Annotated in this window: 31 protein-coding genes and 1 pseudogene; 15 read left to right on the top strand and 17 right to left on the bottom strand. The window is 67.0% G+C overall.

Annotated features, from left to right (window positions below; translation table 11 throughout):
* Nucleotides 1-42 precede the first annotated feature (42 nt).
* Nucleotides 43-669, bottom strand: a complete 627-nt coding sequence (locus AC1RNC_RS02170) for a TetR/AcrR family transcriptional regulator (protein WP_492883336.1) — start codon at nt 667-669, stop codon at nt 43-45.
* Between the two features lie 82 nt (nt 670-751).
* Here AC1RNC_RS02170 and AC1RNC_RS02165 point away from each other — a divergent pair, with 82 nt between their 5' ends.
* The 7 genes from AC1RNC_RS02165 (at nt 752) to AC1RNC_RS02135 (ending at nt 6,761) form a co-directional block, all read left to right on the top strand.
* The gene (locus AC1RNC_RS02165) at nt 752-2,026 is read left to right on the top strand and encodes a cytochrome P450 (RefSeq protein ID WP_492883334.1); all 1,275 of its coding nucleotides are present in this window, start codon (nt 752-754) and stop codon (nt 2,024-2,026) included.
* A gap of 11 nt (nt 2,027-2,037) precedes the next feature.
* Nucleotides 2,038-2,217 (top strand): rubredoxin, encoded by a 180-nt coding sequence (locus AC1RNC_RS02160; protein WP_492883332.1) that lies wholly within the window; start codon nt 2,038-2,040, stop codon nt 2,215-2,217.
* Between the two features lie 171 nt (nt 2,218-2,388).
* Nucleotides 2,389-2,601, top strand: a complete 213-nt coding sequence (locus AC1RNC_RS02155; protein ID WP_492883330.1) for a ParD-like family protein — start codon at nt 2,389-2,391, stop codon at nt 2,599-2,601.
* 34 nt (nt 2,602-2,635) lie between these two features.
* Nucleotides 2,636-3,382 carry a type I methionyl aminopeptidase gene (map, locus tag AC1RNC_RS02150; RefSeq protein ID WP_492883329.1) on the top strand — a complete coding sequence of 249 codons (747 nt, stop codon included), beginning with the start codon at nt 2,636-2,638 and terminating at the stop codon, nt 3,380-3,382.
* 133 nt (nt 3,383-3,515) lie between these two features.
* Nucleotides 3,516-4,001, top strand: coding sequence for a DUF3291 domain-containing protein (locus AC1RNC_RS02145; protein ID WP_492883327.1), 486 nt, complete (start codon nt 3,516-3,518; stop codon nt 3,999-4,001).
* Nucleotides 4,002-4,056: 55 nt separating this feature from the next.
* Entirely contained in the window at nt 4,057-4,719 is a 663-nt protein-coding gene (gene purQ, locus AC1RNC_RS02140; protein ID WP_492883326.1) for a phosphoribosylformylglycinamidine synthase subunit PurQ, read from the top strand.
* A gap of 110 nt (nt 4,720-4,829) precedes the next feature.
* The gene (locus tag AC1RNC_RS02135; RefSeq protein WP_492883324.1) at nt 4,830-6,761 is read left to right on the top strand and encodes a CocE/NonD family hydrolase; all 1,932 of its coding nucleotides are present in this window, start codon (nt 4,830-4,832) and stop codon (nt 6,759-6,761) included.
* A gap of 62 nt (nt 6,762-6,823) precedes the next feature.
* Here the strand turns inward: AC1RNC_RS02135 and AC1RNC_RS02130 are convergent, their stop codons facing one another.
* Entirely contained in the window at nt 6,824-7,003 is a 180-nt protein-coding gene (locus AC1RNC_RS02130; RefSeq protein WP_492883322.1) for a hypothetical protein, read from the bottom strand.
* A gap of 349 nt (nt 7,004-7,352) precedes the next feature.
* Here AC1RNC_RS02130 and AC1RNC_RS02125 point away from each other — a divergent pair.
* From AC1RNC_RS02125 to AC1RNC_RS02115, 3 genes and pseudogenes are all read left to right on the top strand, one after another.
* Nucleotides 7,353-7,553: pseudogene (locus tag AC1RNC_RS02125) on the top strand (hypothetical protein); the annotation flags it as partial.
* Nucleotides 7,554-7,670: 117 nt separating this feature from the next.
* The gene (gene purL / locus AC1RNC_RS02120) at nt 7,671-9,878 is read left to right on the top strand and encodes a phosphoribosylformylglycinamidine synthase subunit PurL (protein WP_492835041.1); all 2,208 of its coding nucleotides are present in this window, start codon (nt 7,671-7,673) and stop codon (nt 9,876-9,878) included.
* A 20-nt stretch (nt 9,879-9,898) separates the two neighbouring features.
* Nucleotides 9,899-10,252: a hypothetical protein gene (locus AC1RNC_RS02115; protein WP_492883320.1), complete on the top strand. Its 354-nt coding sequence runs from the start codon at nt 9,899-9,901 to the stop codon at nt 10,250-10,252.
* 12 nt (nt 10,253-10,264) lie between these two features.
* Here AC1RNC_RS02115 and AC1RNC_RS02110 read toward each other — a convergent pair whose 3' ends face one another.
* From AC1RNC_RS02110 to AC1RNC_RS02100, 3 genes are all read right to left on the bottom strand, one after another.
* On the bottom strand, nt 10,265-11,017 hold the full coding sequence (locus tag AC1RNC_RS02110; protein WP_492883318.1) for a hypothetical protein: 753 nt from the start codon (nt 11,015-11,017) through the stop codon (nt 10,265-10,267).
* A 64-nt stretch (nt 11,018-11,081) separates the two neighbouring features.
* Nucleotides 11,082-12,899, bottom strand: coding sequence for a PAS domain-containing hybrid sensor histidine kinase/response regulator (locus AC1RNC_RS02105; protein WP_492884374.1), 1,818 nt, complete (start codon nt 12,897-12,899; stop codon nt 11,082-11,084).
* A gap of 118 nt (nt 12,900-13,017) precedes the next feature.
* On the bottom strand, nt 13,018-13,938 hold the full coding sequence (locus AC1RNC_RS02100; protein ID WP_492883316.1) for a M20/M25/M40 family metallo-hydrolase: 921 nt from the start codon (nt 13,936-13,938) through the stop codon (nt 13,018-13,020).
* A gap of 145 nt (nt 13,939-14,083) precedes the next feature.
* Between AC1RNC_RS02100 and AC1RNC_RS02095 the strand changes: the two genes are divergently transcribed.
* From AC1RNC_RS02095 to AC1RNC_RS02080, 4 genes are all read left to right on the top strand, one after another.
* Nucleotides 14,084-14,320, top strand: a complete 237-nt coding sequence (locus AC1RNC_RS02095) for a BolA/IbaG family iron-sulfur metabolism protein (RefSeq protein ID WP_492835049.1) — start codon at nt 14,084-14,086, stop codon at nt 14,318-14,320.
* 9 nt (nt 14,321-14,329) lie between these two features.
* Nucleotides 14,330-15,220: a hypothetical protein gene (locus AC1RNC_RS02090; protein ID WP_492835051.1), complete on the top strand. Its 891-nt coding sequence runs from the start codon at nt 14,330-14,332 to the stop codon at nt 15,218-15,220.
* 70 nt (nt 15,221-15,290) lie between these two features.
* Nucleotides 15,291-15,632 (top strand): Grx4 family monothiol glutaredoxin, encoded by a 342-nt coding sequence (gene grxD, locus AC1RNC_RS02085; RefSeq protein WP_492835053.1) that lies wholly within the window; start codon nt 15,291-15,293, stop codon nt 15,630-15,632.
* 7 nt (nt 15,633-15,639) lie between these two features.
* Nucleotides 15,640-16,059: an acyl-CoA thioesterase gene (locus tag AC1RNC_RS02080; RefSeq protein WP_492883313.1), complete on the top strand. Its 420-nt coding sequence runs from the start codon at nt 15,640-15,642 to the stop codon at nt 16,057-16,059.
* On the opposite strand, the gene AC1RNC_RS02075 is transcribed toward AC1RNC_RS02080, so the two are convergent.
* From AC1RNC_RS02075 to AC1RNC_RS02035, 9 genes are all read right to left on the bottom strand, one after another.
* Nucleotides 16,056-16,283: a hypothetical protein gene (locus AC1RNC_RS02075; RefSeq protein WP_492883311.1), complete on the bottom strand. Its 228-nt coding sequence runs from the start codon at nt 16,281-16,283 to the stop codon at nt 16,056-16,058. The genes AC1RNC_RS02080 and AC1RNC_RS02075 overlap by 4 nt on opposite strands.
* Nucleotides 16,283-16,639, bottom strand: coding sequence for a hypothetical protein (locus AC1RNC_RS02070; RefSeq protein ID WP_492883309.1), 357 nt, complete (start codon nt 16,637-16,639; stop codon nt 16,283-16,285). Before AC1RNC_RS02070 ends, AC1RNC_RS02075 begins: the two co-directional genes overlap by 1 nt.
* 89 nt (nt 16,640-16,728) lie before the next feature.
* Entirely contained in the window at nt 16,729-17,670 is a 942-nt protein-coding gene (htpX, locus tag AC1RNC_RS02065; RefSeq protein WP_492883307.1) for a zinc metalloprotease HtpX, read from the bottom strand.
* A gap of 16 nt (nt 17,671-17,686) precedes the next feature.
* Complete coding sequence (locus AC1RNC_RS02060; protein WP_492883305.1) at nt 17,687-17,998, bottom strand: TFIIB-type zinc ribbon-containing protein; 312 nt, start codon at nt 17,996-17,998, stop codon at nt 17,687-17,689.
* Between the two features lie 306 nt (nt 17,999-18,304).
* A complete protein-coding gene (gene rpsD, locus AC1RNC_RS02055) occupies nt 18,305-18,922 on the bottom strand; it encodes a 30S ribosomal protein S4 (protein WP_099580201.1) in 618 nt (205 codons plus the stop codon).
* 163 nt (nt 18,923-19,085) lie between these two features.
* Nucleotides 19,086-19,310 carry a type II toxin-antitoxin system RelE/ParE family toxin gene (locus AC1RNC_RS02050; protein WP_492884372.1) on the bottom strand — a complete coding sequence of 75 codons (225 nt, stop codon included), beginning with the start codon at nt 19,308-19,310 and terminating at the stop codon, nt 19,086-19,088.
* 29 nt (nt 19,311-19,339) lie between these two features.
* Nucleotides 19,340-19,516 carry an antitoxin gene (locus tag AC1RNC_RS02045; RefSeq protein WP_492836063.1) on the bottom strand — a complete coding sequence of 59 codons (177 nt, stop codon included), beginning with the start codon at nt 19,514-19,516 and terminating at the stop codon, nt 19,340-19,342.
* A 51-nt stretch (nt 19,517-19,567) separates the two neighbouring features.
* The gene (fghA, locus tag AC1RNC_RS02040; protein ID WP_492883303.1) at nt 19,568-20,401 is read right to left on the bottom strand and encodes an S-formylglutathione hydrolase; all 834 of its coding nucleotides are present in this window, start codon (nt 20,399-20,401) and stop codon (nt 19,568-19,570) included.
* A 1-nt stretch (nt 20,402) separates the two neighbouring features.
* Nucleotides 20,403-21,512 (bottom strand): S-(hydroxymethyl)glutathione dehydrogenase/class III alcohol dehydrogenase, encoded by a 1,110-nt coding sequence (locus AC1RNC_RS02035; protein ID WP_492883302.1) that lies wholly within the window; start codon nt 21,510-21,512, stop codon nt 20,403-20,405.
* 115 nt (nt 21,513-21,627) lie between these two features.
* Between AC1RNC_RS02035 and AC1RNC_RS02030 the strand changes: the two genes are divergently transcribed.
* The gene (locus tag AC1RNC_RS02030; protein ID WP_492883301.1) at nt 21,628-22,518 is read left to right on the top strand and encodes a LysR substrate-binding domain-containing protein; all 891 of its coding nucleotides are present in this window, start codon (nt 21,628-21,630) and stop codon (nt 22,516-22,518) included.
* Here the strand turns inward: AC1RNC_RS02030 and AC1RNC_RS02025 are convergent.
* The 3 genes from AC1RNC_RS02025 to AC1RNC_RS02015 form a co-directional block, all read right to left on the bottom strand.
* The gene (locus AC1RNC_RS02025) at nt 22,515-23,807 is read right to left on the bottom strand and encodes a DUF1254 domain-containing protein (protein ID WP_492883300.1); all 1,293 of its coding nucleotides are present in this window, start codon (nt 23,805-23,807) and stop codon (nt 22,515-22,517) included. The two genes, AC1RNC_RS02030 and AC1RNC_RS02025, sit on opposite strands and share 4 nt — an antisense overlap.
* An 80-nt stretch (nt 23,808-23,887) precedes the next feature.
* Nucleotides 23,888-24,304: a host attachment protein gene (locus AC1RNC_RS02020; protein ID WP_492883298.1), complete on the bottom strand. Its 417-nt coding sequence runs from the start codon at nt 24,302-24,304 to the stop codon at nt 23,888-23,890.
* 90 nt (nt 24,305-24,394) lie between these two features.
* A complete protein-coding gene (locus tag AC1RNC_RS02015; protein WP_492835074.1) occupies nt 24,395-25,201 on the bottom strand; it encodes an RNA methyltransferase in 807 nt (268 codons plus the stop codon).
* Between the last annotated feature and the right edge of the window lie 24 nt (nt 25,202-25,225).

Genomic DNA, 25,225 nt, shown 5'->3' with positions numbered 1-25,225 from the left:
GCCGTTCAAAAGGGCTCTAAACGTCTGATTCTAGAGCGCGATCTAGGCGCTGAAGCTGGCCCTCAGCGCCGCCAGGCTGGTCTCCCGGATGGGCTCCAGGTCCATGCCGGGATCGACCAATAGCTGGGTCGAGAGCCCCAGCAGCAAAGCCCCCACCATCAACGCGACCGCGTCGGCGTTCAGCCCGGCGCGGATCACGCCCTCGCGCTGCCCCCGCAGGACCAACGCCTCCAGGCGGGTCTCGACGTCCCTGTGCGCGGCCGCGAACGGCGCGCGCAGGTCCGAGACGTCGGACACCGCCCCGGCCATCAGCGTGAAATAGGCCCGCATCTCGCCGTCGCGCGTCAGGTTGCGCAGGAAGACGTCGACGAAGCCCAGCACGGCCTCCAGACCGTTCAGCGTGTCCAGCTGGCGGGCGTCCAGCAGCGCCTCGACCCGCGCCCCCAGCCGCGCGATCAGCGCCTCGATCAGCCCCTGCTTCGAACCGAACCTCTGGGTGACGAGCCCCCGGCTGTAGCCGGCGCGCTGGCCGATGCTCTCGAAGGTGGCCGCCGCCACGCCGCGCTCGGCGATCAGCTCGGCCGCCGCCCGAAGGAGCTCGCTCTCGGATTGCTGGCGGCGATCGAGCTGGGTTCGGCGCGCGGCGGGCGCCTTAAGGGTCGCGGTCATCTTGCGGAACATAGTTATTTGTTGGACAACAAGCAAATAAGAAGGACGGCCCCTAGGCCGCCGGGAGGAACGAGGAGCCGCCATGACGATCTCCACCGACATCGCCAACACCATCATCGACCCGAAGGCCTACGCCGACGGCGATCGCGTCGACCAGGCTTTCGCCCAGCTGCGCCGCGAAGCGCCGCTGGAGGTGGCCCAGCCCGACGGCTTCGATCCGTTCTGGGTGGTGACCCGCCACGCCGACATTCTCGAGGTCGAACGCCAGAACGAGCTGTTCCACAACGGCGACCGCGCCACGGTGGTGACCACGATCGAGGCCGACAAGAAGGTCCGCGAGATGATGGGCGGCTCGCCCCATCTCGTCCGCTCGCTGGTCCAGATGGACAACCCCGACCACTTCGCCTACCGCAAGGTCACCCAGGGTTCGCTGCTGCCACAGAACCTGCGGGCGCTGGAAGCGCGGATCCGCGAGATCGCCCGGGGCTTCGTCGACCGCATGGCCGAGCACGGCGACCGCTGCGACTTCGCCCGCGACGTGGCTTTCCTCTATCCCCTGCACGTGATCATGGAGGTGCTGGGCGTCCCGGAAAGCGACGAGCCCCGGATGCTGAAGCTGACCCAGGAGCTGTTCGGCAACGCCGACCCGGACCTGAACCGGTCCGGCAAGTCGGTCACCGACGTCAACGAGGGCATCGACAGCCTGCAGTCGGTCGTCATGGACTTCATGATGTACTTCAACGCCATCACCGAGGACCGTCGCGCCAAGCCGCGCGAGGACCTGGCCAGCACCATCGCCAACGGCAAGATCAACGGCGAGCCGATGGGGCACCTGGAGGCGATGAGCTACTACATCATCGCCGCCACGGCCGGGCACGACACCACCTCCTCGACCACCGCCGGCGCGCTATGGGCCCTGGCCGAGACCCCCGAGCAGTTCGCCAAGGTCAAGGCCGATCCGTCGCTGATCCCCGGCCTGATCGAGGAATCGATCCGCTGGGTCACGCCGGTGAAGCACTTCATGCGCACCGCCACCGCCGACGCCGAGTTGGCGGGCCGCAAGATCGCCAAGGGCGACTGGATGATGCTGTCCTACCCGTCCGGCAACCGCGACGAGGCGGTGTTCGAGGACCCGTTCAAGTTCCGCGTCGATCGCACGCCCAACAAGCACGTGGCCTTCGGCTACGGCGCCCATATCTGCCTGGGCCAGCACCTGGCGCGCATGGAGATGCGGGTGCTGTGGGAAGAGCTGTTCGCTCGCCTCGACAGCGTCGAACTGGACGGCCAACCCACCCGCATGGTCGCCAACTTCGTCTGCGGTCCGAAGTCGGTGCCGATCCGCTTCAAGATGCACTGAAGGGCGGAACGATGAGCGCGGAACCCTTCAAGGTCTGGCAGTGTCGCACCTGCGGCTACATCTACGACGAGGAGCAGGGCGATCCGGGTGAAGGCTTGGCGCCTGGAGCCCGCTGGGTCGACATCCCCGATGACTGGATCTGTCCGATGTGCGGCACGCCCAAGTCCGACTTCGACATGATCGAGCTGTAGCGCCAGCTAGGAGATCCTCCTGAACGCCCCGTCATTCCCGCCGGGAGATGACGGAACATCCGCCGCGACGTCTGCGGCTTCCTGATCGATGAGGCGCGCGCCAGGTCCAGTTGCCATGAGCCGTTTTGGAATATATGAAATATATACGTATCGTATATTCCGGAGCGCTGGGTGGGTATCGTCAATATCGAGGATGAGCTGCACGAGCGGCTGCGCCGCGCGAGCAAGGCGTCTTATCGGTCGATCAACGCCCAGGCGGCGTTCTGGATCAAGATCGGGATGCTCTGCGAATTGAACCCGGGCCTCACCTTCCAGGAGTTGGTGGCGCGTGAGCTGCGGGATGCGGGTGTCGACGCCCTTGATCCTGCCGGCGCGGCAACATGACAAAGGCCAAGGCCAAGGTTCCTCGGACGCCGTCATGACCATCGAGACCGAAGAGCAGCTTGAGAAGCTGCGCGCCGTTGGCGCTCTGGTGGCTCGCACCCTGGCCGCGATGGGCGAGGCGCTGGAGCCCGGGATGACGACCAAGGCGTTGGACGATTACGGCCGCGCTCTGCTGGAGAAGGAAGGCGCGCGTTCGGCCCCCGAGCTCACCTACGGCTTTCCGGGCGCGACCTGCATTTCGGTGGGGCCTGACTGCGCGCATGGCATCCCGGATGACACCGTGGTGAAGGCGGGCGACCTGATCAACATCGACGTCTCGGCCGAACTGGACGGGTTCTTTGGCGACACCGGCGCAAGCTTCGCGGTTCCGCCGACGAGCGCTCGCATTGAACGCCTCTGCCGCGACGGCCGCCGGGCGATGTGGGCTGGAATTCGGGCCGTGAAGTCTGGCTCCTCGTTGAACGAGGTCGGCCGGTCCATCGAGACCTTCGCCCGGAAGCACGGTTACAGCCTGGTGCGCAATCTGGCGAGCCACGGCGTCGGCCGTTCGCTGCACGACGAGCCGACGGAAATCCCGACCTGGTATGAGCCGCGTGACCGCCGAACGATCCCGGAGGGCTTGGTCTTCACCATCGAGCCATTCTTGTCGCTGGGCGCGGAGTGGGTCGAGGAACAGGATGATGGTTGGACGCTGCGTCCACCGCTGCATCAGGCCACGGTGCAGTACGAGCACACATTGGTCGCGACCCGCCGAGGACCGATAATCCTGACGCTAGCCTGAGCCCGTATCGGATCGGGCTCACGCGCGGCGTCCAAGCGCGGTGGAACTTGCAATCCTCAAAATTCCCGCACCGCCCCCTTCCGCTCGAAGCTTCGCCGCACGATGTTCGGCCGGAGCGGAAGGGAGATCGCCGATGAACGCCAAATTCCATCTGGCCGAGGTCAATGTCGGCCGGCTCAAGGCCCCGATCGATCACCCGATGATCAGGGACTTCGCCGACAACCTCGACCGGATCAACGCGCTCGCGGAAAGCTCGCCCGGCTTCGTCTGGCGGCTGACGGGCGAGGGAAACAACGCCACCGACCTGGCGATCGACAATGATCCCCTGTTCATCCCGAACCTGTCGGTCTGGGAGGACATCCCCTCCCTCGGCGCCTACGTCTATCGCAGCGGTCACGTGGAGATCATGCGCCGTCGCCGCGAGTGGTTCGAGCATATGGACCTCTACATGGCCCTCTGGTGGGTCCCCGCCGGCCACACGCCGACGGTCGAAGAGGCCTTGGAGAAGCTCGCCCTGCTCGAGGCCCACGGCCCGACGCCGGCCGCCTTCACCTTCAAGTCGCCCTTCCCCCCGCCTACCGGCGAGGCGGTCGAGCCCGAGCTGGACGAGTGCGCCTGACTTTCCCACCGCGCGGGACTGACATCCCGGCCAAACGGTGCTACAGGCCCGCGCCATGAAAGCCGCCGTCGTCGTATTCCCCGGTTCGAACTGTGACCGCGACTGCAAGGTCGCCATCGAGCGCTCCGCCGGCGCCCGCGTCGAGATGGTCTGGCACCAGGAGACGGCGCTGCCGGACGACCTGGACCTGATCGTCCTGCCCGGCGGCTTCTCGTATGGCGACTATCTGCGCTGCGGCGCCATGGCGGCCCAGAGCCCGGTCATGAAGGAGGTCGTCGCGGCCGCCGACAAGGGCGTCGCCGTCGTCGGCATCTGCAACGGCTTCCAAGTCCTGACCGAGGTTGGCCTGCTGCCCGGCGCCCTGCTGCGCAACGCCGGCCTGAAGTACGTCTGCAAGGCCGTCGACCTCGACATCGTCAACGGCCAGACCCGCTTCACCGCCGGTTACGGCGAGCAGCGCGAGGCGGTCATGACCGTCGGCAACGGCGAGGGCAACTACTTCGCCGACGAGGAAACCCTCGACCGGATCGAGGGCGAGGGCCAGGTCGTGTTCCGCTACAAGCAGAACCCGAACGGCTCGGCCCGCGACATCGCCGGTATCGTCAACAAGGGCGGCAATGTCCTGGGCCTGATGCCCCACCCCGACCGCTCGTTCGACCCGGACCTGGGCTCGGACGACGGCGCGGTGCTGTTCCGCAGCATCTTCCAGAGCGCCTGAGTCCGACCTCCCTCCGTCCGCCGACGAAAAATGGGCTCGGCGACGCTGTTACTGTGTAGCAGCCGAAAAGTCCCGGTCCTAAGGTGCGGCCCTCTGTAGGAGGGCCACTTATGAATCTCGTCTCCACCCTGCGCGCGGGCCTGCTGGCCGCCGCGGCCTTGACCGCCTTCGGCGTCGCCGCCCACGCCCAGGTCACGCCGATGACGCCGGACATCGACGGCAAGTACGTCGCGGCCAAGATCAACTACGACTACGAAAAACGCGTGGTGATGATCCCGATGCGCGACGGGACCAAGCTCTACACCGTCATCGTGGTCCCCAAGGGCGGCAAGAACCTGCCGATCATGCTGACCCGCACCCCCTACAACGCCGCAAAGCGCGCCGCCCGCGCCGACAGCCCGCGCATGGTCGCCGCCATGCCGCAGGGCGACGAGCCGTTCGTCGCCGACGGCGGCTATATCCGCGTCTTCCAGGACATCCGCGGCAAGTACGGCTCGGAAGGCGAGTACGTGATGACCCGGCCGCTGAAGGGGCCGCTGAACTCGTCCGAGGTCGACCACTCCACCGACGCCTACGACACCATCGACTGGCTGGTGAAGAACGTGCCCGAGACCAACGGCAAGGTCGGCATGCTGGGCAGCTCGTACGAGGGCTTCACGGTCGTGATGGCCCTGGTCAATCCGCACCCGGCCCTGAAGGTCGCCGCGCCGATGAGCCCGATGGTCGACGGCTGGATGGGCGACGACTGGTTCCAGTACGGCGCCTTCCGCCAGATCAACTTCGACTACTTCACGCGCCAGACCACCGTCCGCGGCGCGGGCGAAGGCGTCCAGCGCCAGGGCTATGACGACTACGCCAACTTCCTGCGCGAAGGCTCGGCCGGCGACTACGCCAAGAACCATGGTCTGGACCAGCTGACCTGGTGGAAGAAGCTGGCCCAGCACACGGCCTATGACAGCTTCTGGAGCGAGCAAGCTCTCGACAAGACCATGGAGAAGACGCCGCTGAAGGTGCCGACCATGTGGATCCAGGGCCTGTGGGACCAGGAGGACATCTGGGGCGCGGTGCACAGCTACCCGGCGCTGGAGTCCAAGGACGTCAACAACGACAAGAACTATCTGGTCCTGGGCCCCTGGCGGCACAGCCAGGTGAACTACGACGGCTACAACCTGGGTCCGTTCAAGTGGGACGGCGACACCGCCCTGCAGTTCCGCCGCGACGTGATGAAGCCGTTCTTCGACCAGTATCTGAAGGACGGCCCCAAGGCCGACACCCCGCCGGTGCTGATCTACGATCCGGGCCAGAACAAGTGGAACCGCTACGCCAGCTGGCCCCAGGGAGGAACGCAGGCGAAGGCCGGCAAGAACCTCTATCTCAGCGCCCAGGGCGCCCTCTCCTTCTCGGCCCCGGCGCCGGCCAAGGGCGCGGCGGCCTATGACGAGTACGTCTCCGACCCCGCCAAGCCGGTGCCGTACGTGCAGCGTCCGGTGCAGTTCGCCGACGGCGACCGCTGGAAAGCCTGGCTGGTCAGCGACCAGCGCCACGCCGAGAGCCGCACCGACGTCGTGAGCTATGTCACCGAGCCACTGAAGGAGCCGCTGAAGATCGCCGGCGTGCCGAAGGTGAACCTGTTCGCCTCGACCAGCGGCACCGACAGCGACTGGGTGGTCAAGCTAATCGACGTCTTCCCCGACGAGGTTCCCAGCCAGCCCGAACTGGGCGGCTACGAACTGGCCGTGGGTATGGACATCTTCCGCGGCCGCTATCGCGAGAGCTTCAGCGAACCCAAGGCCCTGACGCCCAACAAGCCGCTGAAGTACCAGTTCATCCTGCCGACCGCGAACTACACCTTCCAGCCGGGCCACCGGATCATGGTGCAGGTCCAGTCCAGCTGGTTCCCACTGTACGACCGCAACCCGCAGACCTTCGTCCCGAACATCTTCTTCGCCAAACCGGCCGACTACGTGAAGGCCACGCAGAGGGTGTTCCACAGCGGCGCCGACGCCAGCTTCATCGAACTGCCGGTGGTGGACGGCAAGTAACAACGAGAAAGGCCGGCGGGGTCACCGCCGGCCTTCCTTCTACGGAGAGAGTGTCGATCAGGTCAGCGGTCGCCGCGCCTGACGTTTTCATCCTGCTGATTGGCCTCGCCACCAGGGTTGCGGCCCTGCTCGTCCTGCCTGGGTCCGTCCTGCCTGGGTTGCCCTTGCTGCTGTTGCTGGCCGGGCGTTCGGCGTTGCTGGTCGTTCTGCTGCTGCTGCGGATCGCGGTTGTTGTCAGCCATGGGCCTTACTCCTGTTACACAGCGCGCTCGTGACGCACGGAGATAGAACGGGTCGGGACTCGCGGCGTTCCTACGGCCGAGCCGCCTTAATTCAGGCTAAGCTTTGGAATTCACACAGCTTTGCCAGAAACCCTCGCCACGCTGCCGCGATCGCCCGAAGCCGAAACGTTCATTCCGCTGATCGCGCCACTTAAAGCAAAGCTTTCGCCTCCAGCGTGAGATTCAAGGTTAATCCGCACTTTGCGGGGGAGAGAACTGGAATCCTCGTTTCGCAGCGCGCAACGTCAGCCGAACACTGAATGGGGAGGCGTCGGCGGAGCCCTCCGAAGACGCACAGAGTCAAAACACCATGGCCGACCACGAAGTTCGGTTCCCCGAGACCTATGTCAGCGGCGTGCCCGTCTGGGCCAAGCGCCGCAAGCGCTCCAGCGTGCATCCCCTGCTGAATCTGGTCCTCATCCTGCTGGCCCTGTTCGGGGCCGTGGTCATCGGCGTGTCGCTGCGCATGGGCTCGGTCGAGAAGGGTGGCGTCGTGATCGATCACTGGCTCGGCGAGGGCGGCGCCCACATGGAGCGCCTCATCAGGTCGATGTAGCCCGCCGTTCGGCCGGCAAGAAGAGCGACAGACTGTGGCGGAATCTGAACGAGCGGGGTAGAAGGCGCGCCCATGAGCACGCCCCAAAAGCCCATGGCCGAATTGGCCGCCGAGTTCGGCCTGAAACCGGCCGAGTATGACGTTGTCCTCAAGCGCCTGGGGCGAGAGCCCAACTTGGTGGAGTTGGGCGTGTTCTCGGTGATGTGGTCCGAGCACTGCTCGTACAAGTCCTCGAAGAACCAGCTGAAGAAGTTCCCGATCGACGGACCGCGCGTGATCTGCGGGCCTGGCGAGAACGCCGGCGTCATCGACATCGGCGACGGCGACGCGATCATCTTCAAGATGGAGAGCCACAACCACCCGTCCTACATCGAGCCCTACCAGGGCGCGGCGACGGGCGTGGGCGGCATCATGCGTGACGTCTTCACGATGGGCGCGCGGCCGATCGCCCTGCTGAACGCCCTGCGCTTCGGCGATCCGGAGCACCCGAAGACCAAGCGCCTGGTGGACGGCGTGGTCGCCGGCATCGCCGGCTACGGCAACTGCGTGGGCGTGCCCACGGTCGCGGGCGAGACCAACTTCCACAAGGGCTACAACGGCAACATCCTGGTCAACGCCATGTGCGTGGGCCTGGCCAAGGCCGACAGCATCTTCTACTCGGCCGCCCCTGGCCCGGGCCTGGCGGTCGTCTATTTCGGCTCCAAGACCGGCCGCGACGGCATCCACGGCGCGACCATGTCCTCGACCGAGTTCACCGAGGACTCCGAGGAAAAGCGCCCCACCGTCCAGGTCGGCGACCCCTTCGCCGAGAAGTTGCTGATCGAGGCGACCCTGGAGCTGATGGCCACCGGCGCGGTCGCCGCCATCCAGGACATGGGCGCGGCGGGCCTGACCTCCTCGTCGGTCGAGATGGCCGGCAAGGGCGGCGTCGGCATCGAGCTGAACATGGACATGGTCCCGCAGCGCGAGACCGGCATGTCGGCCTACGAGATGATGCTGTCGGAAAGCCAGGAGCGCATGCTGGCGGTCCTGAAGCCTGGCCGCGAGCAGGACGGCCACGCCATCTTCGAGAAGTGGGGCCTGGACGCCGCCGTCATCGGCTACACCACCGACACCGGCCGCCTGGTGCTGAAGCACCACGGCGAAACGGTCTGCGACGTGCCGCTGGCGCCGCTGTTCGACGACGCGCCGCTGTATGACCGCCCGTGGGTCCAGCCCAAGCTCGACCCGCGCCTCGATCCCGCGACCATCCCCGCCCCGATCGACTGGAACGAAGCGGTCCTGAAGATCGTCGGCTGCCCCGACATGGCCTCCAAGCGCTGGCTGTGGGAGCAGTACGACCGCCACGTGATGGCCGACACCCTGGAAGACAGCGCCACCGGCTGCGACGCCGGCATCGTGCGCATCCACGGCACGGGCAAGGCCATCGCCGTCACCAGCGACTGCACCCCGCGCTACGTCCAGGCCGATCCCTACGAGGGCGGCAAACAGGCCGTGGCCGAGGCCTGGCGCAACCTGACGGCCGCCGGCGCCCTGCCGATCGCCATCACCGACAACCTCAACTTCGGCAGCCCCGAAAAGCCCGAGACCATGGGCCAGATCGTCCGCGCCACCGACGGCATGGCCGAGGCCTGCCGCGCGCTGGACTTCCCGGTCGTGAGCGGGAATGTCAGCCTCTACAACGAGACCAACGGCGTCGCCATTCCGCCGACCCCGACCGTCGGCGCCGTGGGCCTGCTGGAAGACTACGACCTGCGCACCGACTTCTCCAGCGTCGCCGAGGGCGATACGCTGGTGCTGATCGGCGAGACGCGCGGCGAATTGGGCGCCTCGATCTATCTGCGCGAGATCCTGGGCCGCGAGGACGGCGCGCCGCCGCCGGTCGACCTGGCGCTGGAGCGTAAGAACGGCGACTTCGTGCGCGGCCTGATCAGCTCGGGCCTTGTCGCGGGGGTCCACGACCTGTCCGACGGCGGCCTGCTGATCGCTGCGGCCGATATCGCGCTGGCCAGCAAGGTCGGCGTCACCCTGAACGCCACCAGCACCGCCCACGCCCACCACTATCTGCTAGGCGAGGACCAGGCCCGCTACCTGATCGCCACGCCGGATCCCGACGCGGTGCTGGACGCGGCCAAGGACGCTGACGTTCGCGCCAGTGTCGCCGGCGTCGCCGGCGGGAACGACTTCGCGTCGAAGGACCTTTTCAGCGTCTCGCTCGACGCCCTGCGCACGGCTCACGAAGCCTGGCTGCCGGGCTACATGAACGCCCCGAAGGCCTAAGCCCGGAAGGCTCCAGCACGATGCGTATCCCCGCCCTAACCGCCGCCATCGCCGCCCTGATGCTGAGCGCCTGCGCGGCGCCCAGCGCCCAACAGGCCGCTCTGTCCGCCCAGACCCTGGCCGCCCAGTGCTCGGCCAAGGGCGGTTCGATCCAGCCGGTCGGCAAGGCCCAGATCCCGACCTGCGTCGTGCCCTATGCCGACGCTGGCAAGGCCTGCACCGACAAGAGCCAGTGCGAGGGCGCGTGCATCCTCGAGGGCAACCTGGAACCCGCGAGCGACGTCACCGGCCAGTGCCAGAAGACCAATCGCCAGTTCGGCTGCTACGCCAAGGTGGTGAACGGCAAGTCGACCGGGGCGATCTGCGTCGACTGATCCCGCTCGGGGTCAGGCGTAGGTCACGTTCTCCAGGCTGAAGGCGAAGGGCGTGGACGTTCGTCCCGGCCCGCCGCCGGTCATCACGATATCCGCGCTGACCAAGCCCAGAAGTGAGATCTCGGTGTTGACCTGGGACAGGATGGCCGCGTTCATCACCTCGCCCTCAACGACCTGAGAGGCCACGCCGATCCAGATCGTCGGCCTGAACGAGAAGACGGCCTTCTGGCCGGGCGCGATGCTGGTCTTGCTCGCGAAGAGCTTTCCGGCCTTGTAGATGTTGGCGTTGATCGCGCCCATGGCCAGGTTGTTGCGGACTTCGATCTCGGTCACGCTGGTCGCCGGACCGGCGGCCTGCAACGTGTCGCCCGAGGCCGTTAGCGACAGAGCGAACGCCTGGCCATTCGCCGCCGACATCTGCGGCGAATAATTGCCATAGCTGTCGGAAGCCGAGACCATGTTGCTCATGGGATAGGTGAAGGGGTGGTTCCAGCCCTGGCCGCAGTTCTTGATGACCCGCCAGGCCACCGCCAGTTCGTCGAACGACGTCGAGGCGTTCCTGCCGAAGATCACGATGTCGCTGCTGTTGAGATCGTTCGACTGATTGATGAAGTTCAGCTTGACGGCATGGCCGTCCCGCTCATCGCCCGCCTGAGCGAAAGCGGTGACGTCGGCCTGGTTACGGTCGTTGGACTCGTTGACGAAATCTGGCGTGGCCACCTCCGTCGAGGCGGCCGCAAGCGGTTCAGCGGTGTCGGCGGGCATGGCTATCCTCCCAGCGTGGATCGCAATCCAAACTAGAATAACGCCGATATGCAACCAAGTCGAATCAGGCGGCGTGCGTCCGGCCCGACCACCGCGCCACCGTCTCCAGCAGCTTCGTCGGGTTGATCGGCTTTCCCAGGTGGTCGTCCATGCCGGCCGCCAGGCAGGTGGCGATCTGTTCGGGCAGGACGTTGGCGGTCATGGCCACGATCGGGGTGGCCGCGCCGCGCGCGCCCTCCATGGCCCGGATCTCGCGGGTGGCGGTCAGGCCGTCCATGACCGGCATCTGCACGTCCATCAGCACGAGGTCGAAATGGCCCTGGCGCATGGCCTCGACGCCGGCGACGCCGTCATTGGCGGTCTCCACGTCCACGCCGAACGGCTCCAGCATGGTCTTGATCAGCTCGCGGTTGACGGCGTTGTCCTCGACCAGCAGCAGGCGCACGCCCGCCTCGCCATCCAGCAGCGGCGTGGCCTCCGCCTCCTGCGCGGCCAATTCGGCCAGCGGCCCGCGGACCTCGAACCAGAAGGTCGAACCCTGCCCTTCGACGCTGTCGACGCCGATCTGGCCCTCCATACGCTCGACGATGCGGCGCGAGATGGCCAGGCCCAGGCCCGTGCCCCCGAACCGGCGCGAGACAGCCGCGTCGGCCTGCGAGAAACGGTCGAAGATGTTGTCCAGGTGCTCCGGCGCGATGCCGATGCCGGTGTCGGTCACCGCGCCGCGCAACAGCGCCGCGTCGCCCTCGACTTTCTGGCTAAGCGCCACCGTGATCGAGCCGTGGGCCGTGAACTTCACGGCGTTGGACAGGAAGTTCAGCAGCACTTGCGACAGGCGCGGCCCGTCCAGGTTCATGGGCCTAAGGCCCTTGCTGGTCTTGACCTTGATGACCAGGCCCTTGGCGACGGCCCGCTCCTCGACGAGCGCCGCGCAGGACGAGGCCATGGCGGCGGGATCGAACGGCGCCGGGTCCAGCTCCAGCCCGCCGGCCTCCAGCCGCGAAAAGTCCAGCACGTCGTTGACCACGCTCAGCAGGGTGTTGCTGGCGTCGAGGATGTGGCCGACCTGGCGGGCGGCGGTTTGGCTCAGGCCGCGCGAGCGGCGCAGCACCTCGGCGAAACCGATGATGGCGGTGAGCGGCGTGCGCAGCTCGTGGGTCATGTTGGCCAGGAAGTCGGACTTGGCCGCCGACGCCGTCTCGGCCAGCTCCAACGCCTTGGCGATGTCCAACTCCAGCTGCTTGCGCTCGGTGATATCGCGCGAGGTGACCAGCAGGATCCCGGAGCCGTCGCCCAGCAGAGAATAGGCGCTCTCCAGCCAGATCAATGTTCCGTCCTTGCGCGTGCACTCGTAGTCGGCGGTGGCGGGCGGGCCTCCGGGCGTCAGGCCGCGGATCAGCTTCTGGACGCGCGCGAAATCGACCTCGCCGACCATGGCCTGGGGCGGCAAGGCCATGAACTCGTCCAGCGTGTAGCCGGTGATCCGCTGGATGCTGGGCGAGCTATAGACGCGCTCGCCCTTTGGCGACCACAGGGCCACGTGGTCGGTCAGGTTGTCGCTCAGCAGGCGATAGAGGCGTTCGGCCTCCTCCGCCTCGACCCGGCGACGGTCGGCCTCCTCGATCGCCTCCTGCTTGGCGTCGAGGCTGGCGGAGAGGTCGTCGCGCAAGCGTTCCAGCCGCAGGCGCTGGCTGGTCAGCCAGTAGGACAGCGGCGCGGCCACCACCAGCGCGATCAGCAGGGTCGAGAGGGGCGTGTAGGCGTTCGGCGTGTTCAACAGGACGATGTTGACCAGATAGTCCGTCGCCATGACCGCGCACACGATGAGAGCCACCGTCGGCGCGGTTCCAAAGATCCGATCTTTCAAGACGCCCAGGTTGATGGTGTGCTCCCGCTGCCGACTGAATCACGTTGCACCTCGCCAGAATAAGGAAAGATTGCGTGGCTCCGCCAGCCGCGGCGACATTTCGTCGCGCGGAAATTCAAATCAAACCCGAGACTTAGCGCCCCGAAGCCTTGACCACATCGTCGAGGTCCTTTTCGAGCGCCAGGCTGGCCTGGACGACGGTCGCCACCGAACGCTTGAAGAAGTCCTGAGGCACGGTCGCGAAATCATCCGTGGGCTTATGATATTCGGGATGGTCCTCGACCCCGAAATAGACCCACGGCACGCCCTTTTCGCCAAAGGCGTAGTGGTCGGACTGGGTGGTCCAGTTGTTTTCCTTGCCGTCGGTGTCGGTGTCGTGGCCCAGCTTCAGCGTCACCTTCGCGGTCGTGGCGACCTTGACCAGGATCGGCTTCAGGAAGGGGAACGGCGAAGCGCCCGAGACGTAGAGCTCGTTCTTGGCGTTCTTGCCCAGCATGTCGAAATTGACGTCGAGCGCGATGGTCTCCAGCGGAACCGGCGGGGCGGCGGCGAAGGCCTTGGCGCCGCGCAAGCCGCTCTCCTCGGCGTCGACCACCGCGAAGATCACGTCGTGCTTGGGCCGCTTGGCCTTGAAGGCCTCGGCCACGGCCAGCAGACCCGCCACGCCCGAGGCGTTGTCATCGGCGCCGTTGTAGATCTCGCCGTTACGGACGCCCAGATGATCGTAGTGGGCCGAGACGACCATCGCCTTGCCGGGCCTGGTCCCCTTGATGCGGGCCACCAGGTTGACGCCCTGCAGCTTGGTCCCGTCGCGCTTGGCGAACTCGAAGGGCTGCTCGAACCTGTCGCCGATCGGCGAGAGGCCGATCTGCGCGAAGCGCGACAGGATGTAGGTCCGCGCCTTTTCCGAACCCGGCGTGCCAGGCGCACGGCCCTGCATGTCATCGGCCGACAGGGTGCGGACATCGTCGATGGCCTTGTCGCCGGGAGCGGCCAGCGCCGGCGCGGCGGCGGAGAGGATCGCCGCGGCGATCAGCGCAGAAAGACGGATCATGGCGCCTACATGCCGTGCGCGAGGTGGCGAATTCAATTAAATCTCGCTCATATCGCCGTGGACCCTCGTGACCAACGCTGTCAGCGTAGGTTCGTTGTTAAGAAATCCCGGCCAAATAAGCCCTTCAGAGACCGGAGCCTTCCCAGTGCCCATGTCCCACGCCGAGCTTGAGGCCCGCCTCACCAAGGCCTTCCCCGATTCCGAGATCGTGCTGACCGACCTGGCCGGCGACAACGACCACTGGAAGGCCCGCATCGTCTCGCCGGCCTTCAAGGGTCTGCCGCGCGTGCGCCAGCACCAGCTGGTCAACAAGGCCCTGGCCGACGTGCTGGGCGGGACTCTGCACGCCCTGGCCCTCGAAACCGCTGCTCCGGCGGAATAGGAGAAGGGCGTGCGCTACCGGCCCTTCGGCGCCTCGGGCATGGCGATTTCGGCGCTCACGCTGCGCCTGGCCGACAGCTCGCGCCTCCGGACCAGCGAATGGCGCGCCCTGATCTTCACGGCGCTGGAAAACGGCATCAACAGCTTCCAGGTCGAGGGCGACTCGCCCGAACTGCTGAAGGGTGCGGCCGAGGCCTTCGCCAGCGTCGAGCGGCGGCTGCTGTTCCTGACCTGGCGGGTGCGCGGCGACGCGGCGGCCCTGGGCCACGAGGCCGTCGACGACCTGCTGAAGTCGGCGTTCGAGGGTCTTTCGCTAGACTATCTCGACCTCGTGCTGATCAACGACCCGCTGGCCCCGGCCCTGCCGCCCGTCTTCGAGGCCGGCCTGCGCTCGCTGTACGACAGCCACGCGATCCATGGCCTGGGCGTCGCCAGCCGCGGCGACATCGATCCGCATCTGCTGAAGAACGGGATGGTCACGACCATCTCCTCGCCGTTCAACCTGTCGTCCGGCTGGGCCGAGCGTCACCGCATCCGCCACGCCTCGACGCACGATTTCGCCGTGATCGGCGAGGACTTCTGGCCCCAGGTCCTGCGCGAGGGCGGCGGCCTGGCCGCTCCGAAACCGTCCCTTTGGCGGCGCCGGTCCGACCCTCTGGCCGATATCGGCGGTTATGAGTTCCTGCACGCCACCCAGGGCTGGAGCGGCGAGGACATCTGCCTGGGCTACGCCCTGACCGAGCCGTCGCTGTCGACCGTGCGCATCACCGCCGACACCCGCCAGGATGTCGAGCGTCTGGCCGCCGTGGTCGAGCGCGACCTACCCAACGGCGTCTGCGCCCAGATCGAGATGGCCCGCTTCTCGGCCCAGGAACGCGAGAAGGCCGCCAATCGTACTTGATAGACAGGGCGCACTTGACCCTTCGGCCCGGGGCGCCTAGCTGAAAGCCTTGAGTTCCAGGACAATCCCGATGACCGACGTCGCCTCCTCCCCCGCCCTCGACTTCATCGCCAAGACCGTGGCCGAAAATCCGGTCGTGGTGTTCATGAAGGGCGTGCCGGACCAGCCGCGCTGCGGCTTCTCGTCGGTCGTCGTCCAGATCCTCGACCACCTGGGCGTCGAGTTCATCGGCGTCGACGTCCTGCAGGACGACGACCTGCGCCAGGGCGTCAAGACCTTCACCGACTGGCCGACCATCCCACAGCTCTATGTGAAGGGCGAATTCCTGGGCGGCAGCGACATTATCCGCGAGATGTTCCAGTCGGGCGAACTGAAGACCCTCTTCGTCGACCAGGGCCTCATCGCGGCCTGATCCGCGCGTGAGCCGCCTGTTCGTCCCTCCGGGTGACGCCTATTCCCTGACCTTCGAGCCCAAGGCGTCGGACATCGACGCTAACGGCCACGTCAACAACGTGGTCTATTTGGGCTGGGCCCAGGACCTGGCCATCGCCCATTGGGAAGCCTGGGCGACGGAGGAGCAGCGCGCGCCCTGGAGCTGGATCGCGCGCCGCCACGAGATCGACTATCGCCGCGAGCTGCTGCCCGGCGAAATCGCCACCGGCTACACCTGGGTCGGCGAGCTGAAAGGCCCGCGGTTCGAGCGCTATGTCCGCATCGACGGCCCGGACGGCGAGATGTGCGCCCAGAGCCGCACCGACTGGGTGCTGCTCGACATCGCCGCCAAGCGCCCCGCGCGCGTCCTGCCCTGGATGATCGAACGCTTCACGCCGAAGGGTTAGGGAAGCGTCTTCTCAGGCTTGTAGATCCGGAGCATCCGGAGGCCGCCGCACCGCGAACATGTGCCGAGCGTGTAGCTCGTTCCAAAGCCTCCGTAGCGGATGCCGCCCGTGGAGGCCAACGACCGCTGCCGACCACAGCTCGTGCACTGGATCTTCCAAGCGCTCGACTCTCGGGCCACATTCTCGGCGAAGTTGCCGAGGGCCTTCCGGATTTTGTCGAACATCAGAGGCCCCCTCGCCGCTGCCCTTCAGACGCTGTCGGATTGGCGATCAAGACCCGCTCGCCGCGCTTCAGACCAAGCTCTTCATAACTAAACGTCATGTCCGCCCAGACCTTGGGACCCTTGCAGGTCTCCAGTCGGCGACGGGCGAAGGCGACCACCGCCCGGCCATCCTTGCGGTCCACCCGGAAGACCATGTCCGCCCGGTTGGCGCAGCCTCGGCTCTCGATCCGGATCGTCACCGCGCGGCGCTCCAGCGAGACCATGAGCAGAGGCTCCAGCTCCGGCCAGGTTTCGCCGGAGACAAGCCTCGGCGTCGTCGCGCAGCCGGCCAGCACGAACGCCGCGCCGGAGAGCATGAAACGCCTGCGTGACCCTCCGCTCGCCATCCACTCCACATGTCGCTAACCGCCCGGAGGCGGAGCATCCCCTAACGAGGATCGGCTGGCTACCCCCAGGGACCGGGCTCGCGGTCGGGGCTGGGTGGGACCGAGGGCGCGGTCGCCATGGCCGGGACGGGGCGACGGGCCTGGCGCGAGACGCCCAGCCGCATCAGCGCCTCGACGCGGTTGCGGGTCGCCGGGTGGGTCGAGAACAGGCTGTCGGCGCCCTTGCCGTTCAGCGGGTTGATGATGAACATGTGGGCCGTGGCCGGATTGCGCTCGGCCTCGTAGTTCACATAGCCGCCGCGGGCGTAAGCCTCGATCTTCTCCAGCGCGCGGGCCAGGGCCGCCGGGTCGCCGCCGATCGACGCGCCGATGCGGTCGGCCTCGTACTCGCGGGTCCGGCTGATGGCCATCTGCACCAGCATGGCGGCGATGGGCGCGAGGATGGCGATGGCGATCGCCCCGATCACGCCGCCCGGCCGCTCCTCGTCCCGCGAACCGCCGAAGAAGAACGCGAAATTGGCCAGGGCCGAGATCGCGCCCGCGATGGTGGCCGTCACGGTCATGGTCAGGGTGTCGCGGTTCTTCACGTGGGCCAGTTCGTGGGCCATCACGCCCCGGATCTCATCGCGAGTCAGCAGGGACAACAGGCCCGTGGTCGCGGCGACGGCGGCGTGGGCCGGGTCGCGGCCGGTGGCGAAGGCGTTGGGCTGGTCGCTCTGGATCACCGTCACGCGCGGACGCGGCAGGCCAGCCTTCCGCGCCATCTCCACGACGTCCGTCACATAGTGACGGATCAGCGGCTCGGGATGGCTCTCGTCCACCGTCTGCGCGCCATAGGTCCGCAGCACGATCTTGTCCGCGTTCCAATACGAGAACGCGTTCAGCGCCACGGCGAAGGCCAGGGCGATCAGCATCCCCGTGGGACCGCCGATCAGATAGCCGGCGCCCATGAACAGCGCGGTCAGGCCCGCCAGCAGCATGTAGGTCTTGAGGTGGTTCATCGGTCTATCAGGGTCGTCAGTCGAAGATGTCGAATAGGTCGAAGCGCTTTTTCTTTTGGCCGTACGAGCCCGAATGGCGACGGTCATCGTCATGGTCATGGCGCCCATGATCGCGCTTGTGGTGATCGTGGTGATGGTCGGGACGCGTGTAGGGCCGCGGCTCGTTGTAGATCGCCTGGGTCTCTTCGCGCTCCAGGGACATCAGCTTTTCAAGTTCGCCCCGGTCCAGCCAGACGCCTCGGCAGCGCGGGCACATGTCGAACTCGACGCTGGCGCGCTGCACGGCCTGCATGGAGCCATCGCAGTTGGGGCACATCAGAAGGGGCATCAAGGAACCTCCGGTCCAAGGGAATGGATCGGGTGTCCTCGATGACAGGCGGCGCCTTTTGGGGAGGGGCGGTGGCGGCCGGACCCAGACATCGAGAACACCCGATGCGGTCCGACATCACGAGTGCTTGCATCACTCGCCAGAGGGGCCCGGTCCCGCCTCCTAAAGCTGGGATAGCGCCCTAGCCGTTTCAAGAGGCGCGAAGCCCTTAAGGACAAGACCCTCCCCCCGCGATGCGCGGAGGGTGCAACAAAAAAGGCCCCGGATCGCTCCGGGGCCTTTTCCGTATCTGTTCGGATCCGACGCTTACGAAGCGTAGAATTCGACGACCAGGTTCGGTTCCATCTTCACCGGATACGGAACTTCCGACAGTTCCGGAGCGCGGACGAAGGTGGCCGACAGGCCCTTGGCGTCGACCGACACGTACTCGGCGAAGTCGCGCTCGTTCGAGGCGACGGCTTCGAGCACGAGCGCCATGTTGCGCGACTTTTCGCGGACCGCGATCACGTCACCGGCCTTGCAGCGGTACGACGGAATGTTCACGCGCTTGCCGTTCACGGTCACGTGGCCGTGGTTCACGAACTGGCGGGCGGCGAACACGGTCGGCACGAACTTGGCGCGATAGACGATGGCGTCCAGGCGCGATTCGAGCAGCGAGATCAGGTTCTCCGAGGTGTTGCCCTTGCGGCGAGCAGCTTCCTCGTAGGTGCGCGAGAATTGCTTCTCGGTCAGGTTGCCGTAGTAGCCCTTCAGCTTTTGCTTGGCGCGCAGCTGCAGGCCGAAGTCCGAAACCTTCTGCTTGCGGCGTTGGCCGTGCTGGCCGGGGCCGTACGAGCGTTGGTTGACCGGGGACTTGGGACGGCCCCACAGGTTTTCACCCATGCGACGGTCGATCTTGTACTTGGCGCTATGGCGCTTGGACATAAGTCACTCTTTTTATTCGATCCGTGCCGGCCCCTCGAACGAGGTGCGATCTCAACGGCGGCTTCGGGTCAATCCGTCATGCGTTTTTCGCGCCGTCCGGCGAGCCGGCGGCGTGAAGGCGCGGTTTATGCCGGAGGAGCCCATACGAGTCAATGCGGTCGCCTCAGAGCTGGGCGGCATGCCGGATACGGACGATGCGCACGGCATCGTCGCCGAAATAGTAGCGGATCACGTAGGGCGGCACGACGACCAGTTCCCGCAACGTGGCTGTCGCCAAGCGCCCACGTTCGGGGTGCTCAGCCAAACTCTCGGCCGCCGACCTCAGACGCGCGGCGATGCGTTGCGCGGCCAGGGGACTGAACTGCCCGATATACTCGCGAATGGCCATCAGGTCGGCCAGCGCACGCTTGGTCCAGACTACTTGCGCCACGTCGCTGGAGCAGGCTGCTCATCAGGCGTGCCCCAGGTGTCGAGCCAAGCCGCCACCTCTTCATGCGGAACAACGCGACCAGCCGCGATGTCGGCCATGCCTTCGGCGTCGGCGGCCGCTTCGGCTTCCTCGTCGATCTCGAAGATGGAGGGTTCGGGGACCATTGAGGCAGCATAGCAGATCGCCATGCGCCCTCAACGGCCTGCTATCACGAACTACAATTTTCGCGCGTGATATTCCACGTGCTCGCCAATGAAGGTCGAGATGAAGAAATAACTGTGGTCGTAGCCCTCCTGCCGCCGGACGGTGACCTTGCGGCCGGCCTTGGCGGCGGCGGCTTCGATCAGTTCGGGCTTCAGCTGGCTTTCCAGGAAGTTGTCGGCTAGGCCCTGGTCGATCAGGATGTCGTCGAACGCGGCCCCCTTGCCGTCCTCGATCAGCGCGCAGGCGTCGTGGGCGCGCCAGGCGGCGCGGTCCGGCCCTAGATAGGCGGTCATCGCCTTGTCGCCCCACGGGCAGTTCAACGGCGAGACGATCGGCGAGAAGGCGCTGACCGACCTGAAGAGCTCCGGATGCTTCAGCGCGATGGTCAGGGCGCCATGGCCGCCCATCGAGTGGCCGAAGATCCCCCGGCGCGCCGGGTCCAGCGGGAACGCCCCATCGACGGCCGCCAGCAGATCGCCGGTGACGTACGAATGCATCATGAAATGCGGCGCCCACGGCGCCTGGGTGGCGTCGACATAGAAGCCCGCCCCCTGTCCCAGGTCGTAGGCTGGATCGTCGGCCACGCCCTCACCGCGCGGCGAGGTGTCCGGCGCCACGATCGCCACGCCGTGCCGGGCCGCATAGGCGTAGACGCCCGACTTCACCGTGAAATTGTCCTCGGTGCAGGTCAGACCCGACAGCCAGACGATATAGGGGAACGGCCCCTTCCCGTCCGGAACCCACACCGTGAACTTCATCGGCGTGCCGGTGCTGGTCGAGGCGTGCTTGCAGTAGCGCAGCGTTCCGCCGTGGACGCGATGGGTGGCGGTGGTTTCGACGGTCATCCTAGAACGTCACCACGGTGCGGATGCTCTCGCCCGCGTGCATCAGGTCGAAGGCCTTGTTGATGTCCTCCAGCGGCAGGACGTGGGTGATCATCGGGTCGATCTGGATCTTGCCGTCCATGTACCAGTCGACGATCTTCGGCGTGTCGGTGCGGCCACGCGCGCCACCGAAGGCGGTGCCGCGCCAGACGCGGCCAGTGACCAGCTGGAACGGGCGGGTGGAGATCTCCTTGCCGGCCTCGGCCACGCCGATGATGATGCTCTCGCCCCAACCGCGATGGCAGGCCTCCAGCGCCTGACGCATGACCGTGGTGTTGCCGGTCGCGTCGAAGGTGTAGTCGGCGCCGCCGTCGGTCAGGGCCACCAGATGCTGAACCAGATCGCCGTCGACGGTCTTCGGGTTGACGAAGTGGGTCATGCCGAACTTGCGGCCCCAGGCCTCGCGGTCCGGGTTGAGATCGACGCCGACGATCATGTTGGCGCCGACCAGCTTCAGACCTTGGATGACGTTCAGGCCGATGCCGCCCAGGCCGAAGACGATGGCGTTGGCGCCCGGCTCGACCTTGGCGGTGTTGGTCACCGCGCCGACGCCCGTGGTCACGCCGCAGCCGCAGTAGCAGGCCGTCTTGAACGGCGCGTCGCGGCGGATCTTGGCCACCGCGATCTCGGGCAGCACCGTGTAGTTCGAGAAGGTCGAGCAGCCCATATAGTGGGCGATGGCCTGGCCCTTGTACGAGAAGCGGCTGGTGCCGTCAGGCATCAGCCCCTTGCCCTGGGTGGCGCGGATGGCCGTGCAGAGGTTGGTCTTGCCGGAAAGGCAGCTTTTGCACTGACGGCATTCGGGCGTGTAGAGCGGGATCACGTGATCGCCGACCGCCACCGACGTGACGCCCGGACCGACCTCGACCACCACGCCCGCGCCCTCGTGGCCCAGGATCGACGGGAAGATGCCTTCGCTGTCCAGACCGTCCAGCGTGTAGGCGTCGGTGTGGCAGACGCCGGTCGCCTTGATCTCGACCATCACCTCGCCAAACTTCGGCCCCTCCAGGTCGACCTCGACGATCTCCAGCGGCTTCTTGGCCTCGAAGGCGACGGCGGCGCGGGTTTTCATGGAGAGACTCCCTAGAGATTTGCGCGATCTTGGTACGCCGCGCGGGCCGCGTCGATAATCCCGATCTGCGCAAAACATTGTTGCTCACACGGAACAATTATCGCAACTCTCGCGCATGAGCCGCTGGGACGGGATCGACGAATTCGTGGCCACGGCCGAGGCCGAGAGCTTCTCCAAGGCCGCCCTGCGCCTCTCCCTATCGACCTCGGGCGTCAGCCGCGCCGTCGCGGGGCTGGAAGAGCGGCTGCAGACCCGCCTGCTCTATCGCACCACCCGCCGCGTCAGCCTGACCGACGCCGGCCGCGCCTTCCTGACTCGTTGCCGCCAGCTGATCCTCGACCGCGACGAGGCCCTGGCCGCCGTCGGCGAGGAGGATGGCGAACTGAAAGGCCTGCTGCGCATGACCTGTTCGACGGCCTATGGCGAGCGGTTCGTGGCCCCGGCGGTCAACGCCTTCATGCTGGCCCACCCCAGGCTGTCGATCCTGATCGAGCTGGACGACGCAGTGCGCGACATTGTCAGCGAGGGTTTCGACCTGGCCATTCGCTTCGGCCGCCTGACCGACAGCCGACTGATCGCCAAGCGCCTGGCCTCGCGCACCCGCCGGCTCTGCGCCGCGCCCGGCTACCTGGCGCGCGCCGGCGCTCCGCGGACGATCGCCGACCTCTCGCGCCACGCCTGCGTGCTGGGCGCGGTCGACACCTGGCCGCTCCGTGAGCATGGCCCCGACGGCGAGCGCGAGATCGCCTTCAAGCCGCAAGGGCGCTGGCGCTGCAACAGCGGCCAGGCGGTGCTGGACGCGGCGCTGCAGGGGCTGGGGATCTGCCAGCTGCCGAACTTCTATGTCGACGCCGCGATCGCCGACGGCCGTCTGGTCCCGCTGCTGGAGGCCCACCGCCCCGCCGACGAGGGCGTCTGGGCCGTCTATCCGCACCTGCGCCTGCTGCCCGCCAAGGCCCGCCTGCTGGTCGAGCACCTGGAGCGCAGCCTGGCCGAGGCCGGCTAGACCTTGACCACCGCCGGCAACCGGAAGCGGCCGTCCAGCAGTTCCGCCTTGGGCAGGTAGGCCCGTAGGTACATCGCGAACGGGCCGGACTTGGGCGCGGGCAGCCAATTGGCGGTCTTGTCGCCGCCGGGGTCGGCGCGGCCGATCCAGAGGTCGAGGGTCCCGTCGGCGTTGCGCTTCAGGCCCTGCGTGCGGTCGCCGATCGCGTAACGCTTGAGCGGGTTGTCGGTGAAGAAGAACTGGCCGTCGGCGGTGGCCTCGTACATCGACAGCGACCAGAAGCCGTCCAGCGGCAGCTGGGCCGGAAGGCTCAGGCGATAGGGGCCATCGCCCGTGAAGGTCCCCGCCCCATCGTCGCCGGCCGCCTTCAGGTACATGGCCTCGGCCACCGGCAGCGCGCCCAGGCCCTGCAGGGCGACGATGGCGCGATAGAGATAGTCCTGGCCGTAGTCGCCGAGATTGGGCCGCGGATACGACCAGCCGCCGGTGAACACCTGCCGCCCCTTGGCGAAGACGGTGATCATCTTGGCCTCGTCGACGCCGTCGGCGGCCGCGGTCTCGCTGAAGGGTCCCGCACCGAGGAAGGCGCCCGTGCCACGCAGGATCTTCAGGTCGGTCGGCGGGGCCGGGTCGCTGGCCAGCAGGATCCGCGCGGCGGCGAAATAGTCCGCCGGCTTGGCGTCGCGGGCGGCGTAGGCGGCGAGCGGGCCGCCAGCCGGCCCCTTCAGCACGAAGCCGTCCTGGGCCTTGTGGGTGGCGGCCAGGTCCTCGCCGCCGTCGGTCAGGATACGGATCAGCATCCAGGCATGCGGCGTGGCGATGCGGACGGGGTTCGGTCCCGTCGAGGCCTGGCCCGGTCCGACCAGGGTGAAGGTCCCGCCCTCGCCGCCGATCGTGCGCGTCCCCAGCACCACATTGTTGTTGGTGAACATGTCCATCACCGCCACCGAATAGTAGCGCTTGCCCATCGGCGGGATGGTCAGGGTCGCGGCCCCCTTGGAAAGATCCAGGAAGGCGGACGAATAGAGGGTGTCGTTGTTGGGCGTCGTGACCCAGCGGGCCGTATGGTCCGATAGGGTGCGGGTATGGCTCAGCCTGTTGATCGCCGCGCCGGGGGCCTTGAGGAGGCGCGTGCGGGTCGTGGCCATCTCTATCAGGGGCAGGGCGTAGAGATAGGCGTTGCGCGCGGCGGTGGCGTCGCCATCCATTTTTTCCTGGATAGCGGCGCGCGCCAAGCTCGGCGTCAGCCCCACGAATCCGGCCAGAGCCAGCAGTTCACGACGGTTCATTCCGCCCTCCCCAACATTTGTTTGAAGGGAGTGAACGCGGGAACGGCGCGGGACGCAAGCGTCGCGCGCCGTCAGTCGGTTCAGTCCGCGCTTGCGAAACGCGCGGCGTGAACGACACTTTCCAGGGTGATCAGCGTGGCGTCGACGCGGTCGTGAGCGTCCGAGCCGACGATCTTCTTGGCGACGGCCGACGACAGGGCCTCGCGCAGATGTCCCAGGGCCCTGGGCGGCGCCACGAGGACCACCTGGTTCAGGTCATGCTTGGCCACCAGGGTTTCCACGCGCTTGGCCAGATCGGCGAGGAACGCCTTTTCGGCCCGATCGTGCGCGTCGCCCGAGTGGGTGATATGGCTGGGAGCGGCGTGGTCGTGATGTTCCTTCACGTCAGCCAGCCATTCGGGCCGATCATGCAGCGGTCCGTCGATCCGCGTCTGCTCCAGCAGCCGGGCGCGACGTCCATCGGCGACGACGATCAGGGTTGTTGCATCGGGGGTCATGGACGTTCCTTACTTTGCCACGGCTGGAGCGTGCGCCCGCCGGAGCGGCGAAAGGATGATTAAAGTCAAATTCGCGCCGAGCTTTGATCCTTAAGGAGCCTCGCTCTTGGCGGCCTTGGCGGCCAGCTTGGCCAGGACGCGGCCGCGCCCCTTGCTGAGCGCGGTGATCACACCCCGGAAGGTGCGGACCTCCTGGTCGGTCAGGCGGGCGCGGGCCAGAGGGACGCGCAGGTTGCGCACCATCGAGGGCTTCTTCTCCGGCGGATGATAGAAGCCGGCCTTGTCCAGCTCGCCTTCGAGGTGCTCGTAGAGGCCCATCAGGGTCGCCTGATCGGCGGGCTCCTCGACGTTCTGCTCGAACTTCTTCCAGGGGCGGTCGTCCTGGGTCATCTTCCATTCGTAGGCGTTGATCGACACCGCCTGGGCCAGGTTCAGCGAGCGGAAGCGCTCGTCGATCGGGATCGAGACGATGGCCTGGCACAGAGCGATGTCGTGGGTCTCAAGCCCCGCGCGCTCGCCGCCGAACAGCAGGCCGACGCCGCGGCCCAGGGCGACCTCCTCGGCCAGGTGGCCGGCGCTCTCGCGCGGGGTGTAGACCGGCAGGCGCGTCTCGCGCGGGCGGGCGGTGGTGGCGTAGACCAGCTTGAGATCGGCGATCGCCGCTTCCAGAGTGTCGAACACCCTGGCGTCGTCCAGCGGCCAGTTGGCGCCGGAGGCGCTGGCCCAGGCTCGCTCCTGCGGCCAGCCGTCACGCGGCCGCACCAGGCGCAGGTCGTAGAGCCCGAAATTGGCCATCACCCGGGCCACCGCGCCGATATTCTCGGCCAACTGAGGCTCGTTGAGGATCACGCAAGGGGGCGTGACTTTGGGCGGGACGGGCTTGAAGTCTTCGGTCATCCGCACCCTTTGCCGCCGACCGCG

It is taken from the genome of Caulobacter sp. GW822-FHT01G02 (assembly GCF_058802865.1).
This window is presented reverse-complemented; position numbering and strand designations above follow the sequence as displayed.

What these genes read in the sequence shown, in the direction of transcription:
- AC1RNC_RS02170 (WP_492883336.1), bottom strand. Translation starts at nt 669, where the DNA reads ATGACCGCGACCCTTAAGGCGCCCGCCGCGCGCCGAACCCAGCTCGAT.
- AC1RNC_RS02165 (WP_492883334.1), top strand. Translation starts at nt 752, where the DNA reads ATGACGATCTCCACCGACATCGCCAACACCATCATCGACCCGAAGGCC.
- AC1RNC_RS02160 (WP_492883332.1), top strand. Translation starts at nt 2,038, where the DNA reads ATGAGCGCGGAACCCTTCAAGGTCTGGCAGTGTCGCACCTGCGGCTAC.
- map (WP_492883329.1), top strand. Translation starts at nt 2,636, where the DNA reads ATGACCATCGAGACCGAAGAGCAGCTTGAGAAGCTGCGCGCCGTTGGC.
- AC1RNC_RS02145 (WP_492883327.1), top strand. Translation starts at nt 3,516, where the DNA reads ATGAACGCCAAATTCCATCTGGCCGAGGTCAATGTCGGCCGGCTCAAG.
- purQ (WP_492883326.1), top strand. Translation starts at nt 4,057, where the DNA reads ATGAAAGCCGCCGTCGTCGTATTCCCCGGTTCGAACTGTGACCGCGAC.
- AC1RNC_RS02135 (WP_492883324.1), top strand. Translation starts at nt 4,830, where the DNA reads ATGAATCTCGTCTCCACCCTGCGCGCGGGCCTGCTGGCCGCCGCGGCC.
- AC1RNC_RS02130 (WP_492883322.1), bottom strand. Translation starts at nt 7,003, where the DNA reads ATGGCTGACAACAACCGCGATCCGCAGCAGCAGCAGAACGACCAGCAA.
- purL (WP_492835041.1), top strand. Translation starts at nt 7,671, where the DNA reads ATGAGCACGCCCCAAAAGCCCATGGCCGAATTGGCCGCCGAGTTCGGC.
- AC1RNC_RS02115 (WP_492883320.1), top strand. Translation starts at nt 9,899, where the DNA reads ATGCGTATCCCCGCCCTAACCGCCGCCATCGCCGCCCTGATGCTGAGC.
- AC1RNC_RS02110 (WP_492883318.1), bottom strand. Translation starts at nt 11,017, where the DNA reads ATGCCCGCCGACACCGCTGAACCGCTTGCGGCCGCCTCGACGGAGGTG.
- AC1RNC_RS02100 (WP_492883316.1), bottom strand. Translation starts at nt 13,938, where the DNA reads ATGATCCGTCTTTCTGCGCTGATCGCCGCGGCGATCCTCTCCGCCGCC.
- grxD (WP_492835053.1), top strand. Translation starts at nt 15,291, where the DNA reads ATGACCGACGTCGCCTCCTCCCCCGCCCTCGACTTCATCGCCAAGACC.
- AC1RNC_RS02075 (WP_492883311.1), bottom strand. Translation starts at nt 16,283, where the DNA reads ATGTTCGACAAAATCCGGAAGGCCCTCGGCAACTTCGCCGAGAATGTG.
- AC1RNC_RS02070 (WP_492883309.1), bottom strand. Translation starts at nt 16,639, where the DNA reads ATGCTCTCCGGCGCGGCGTTCGTGCTGGCCGGCTGCGCGACGACGCCG.
- htpX (WP_492883307.1), bottom strand. Translation starts at nt 17,670, where the DNA reads ATGAACCACCTCAAGACCTACATGCTGCTGGCGGGCCTGACCGCGCTG.
- AC1RNC_RS02060 (WP_492883305.1), bottom strand. Translation starts at nt 17,998, where the DNA reads ATGCCCCTTCTGATGTGCCCCAACTGCGATGGCTCCATGCAGGCCGTG.
- rpsD (WP_099580201.1), bottom strand. Translation starts at nt 18,922, where the DNA reads ATGTCCAAGCGCCATAGCGCCAAGTACAAGATCGACCGTCGCATGGGT.
- AC1RNC_RS02050 (WP_492884372.1), bottom strand. Translation starts at nt 19,310, where the DNA reads ATGGCCATTCGCGAGTATATCGGGCAGTTCAGTCCCCTGGCCGCGCAA.
- AC1RNC_RS02045 (WP_492836063.1), bottom strand. Translation starts at nt 19,516, where the DNA reads ATGGTCCCCGAACCCTCCATCTTCGAGATCGACGAGGAAGCCGAAGCG.
- fghA (WP_492883303.1), bottom strand. Translation starts at nt 20,401, where the DNA reads ATGACCGTCGAAACCACCGCCACCCATCGCGTCCACGGCGGAACGCTG.
- AC1RNC_RS02035 (WP_492883302.1), bottom strand. Translation starts at nt 21,512, where the DNA reads ATGAAAACCCGCGCCGCCGTCGCCTTCGAGGCCAAGAAGCCGCTGGAG.
- AC1RNC_RS02030 (WP_492883301.1), top strand. Translation starts at nt 21,628, where the DNA reads ATGAGCCGCTGGGACGGGATCGACGAATTCGTGGCCACGGCCGAGGCC.
- AC1RNC_RS02025 (WP_492883300.1), bottom strand. Translation starts at nt 23,807, where the DNA reads ATGAACCGTCGTGAACTGCTGGCTCTGGCCGGATTCGTGGGGCTGACG.
- AC1RNC_RS02020 (WP_492883298.1), bottom strand. Translation starts at nt 24,304, where the DNA reads ATGACCCCCGATGCAACAACCCTGATCGTCGTCGCCGATGGACGTCGC.
- AC1RNC_RS02015 (WP_492835074.1), bottom strand. Translation starts at nt 25,201, where the DNA reads ATGACCGAAGACTTCAAGCCCGTCCCGCCCAAAGTCACGCCCCCTTGC.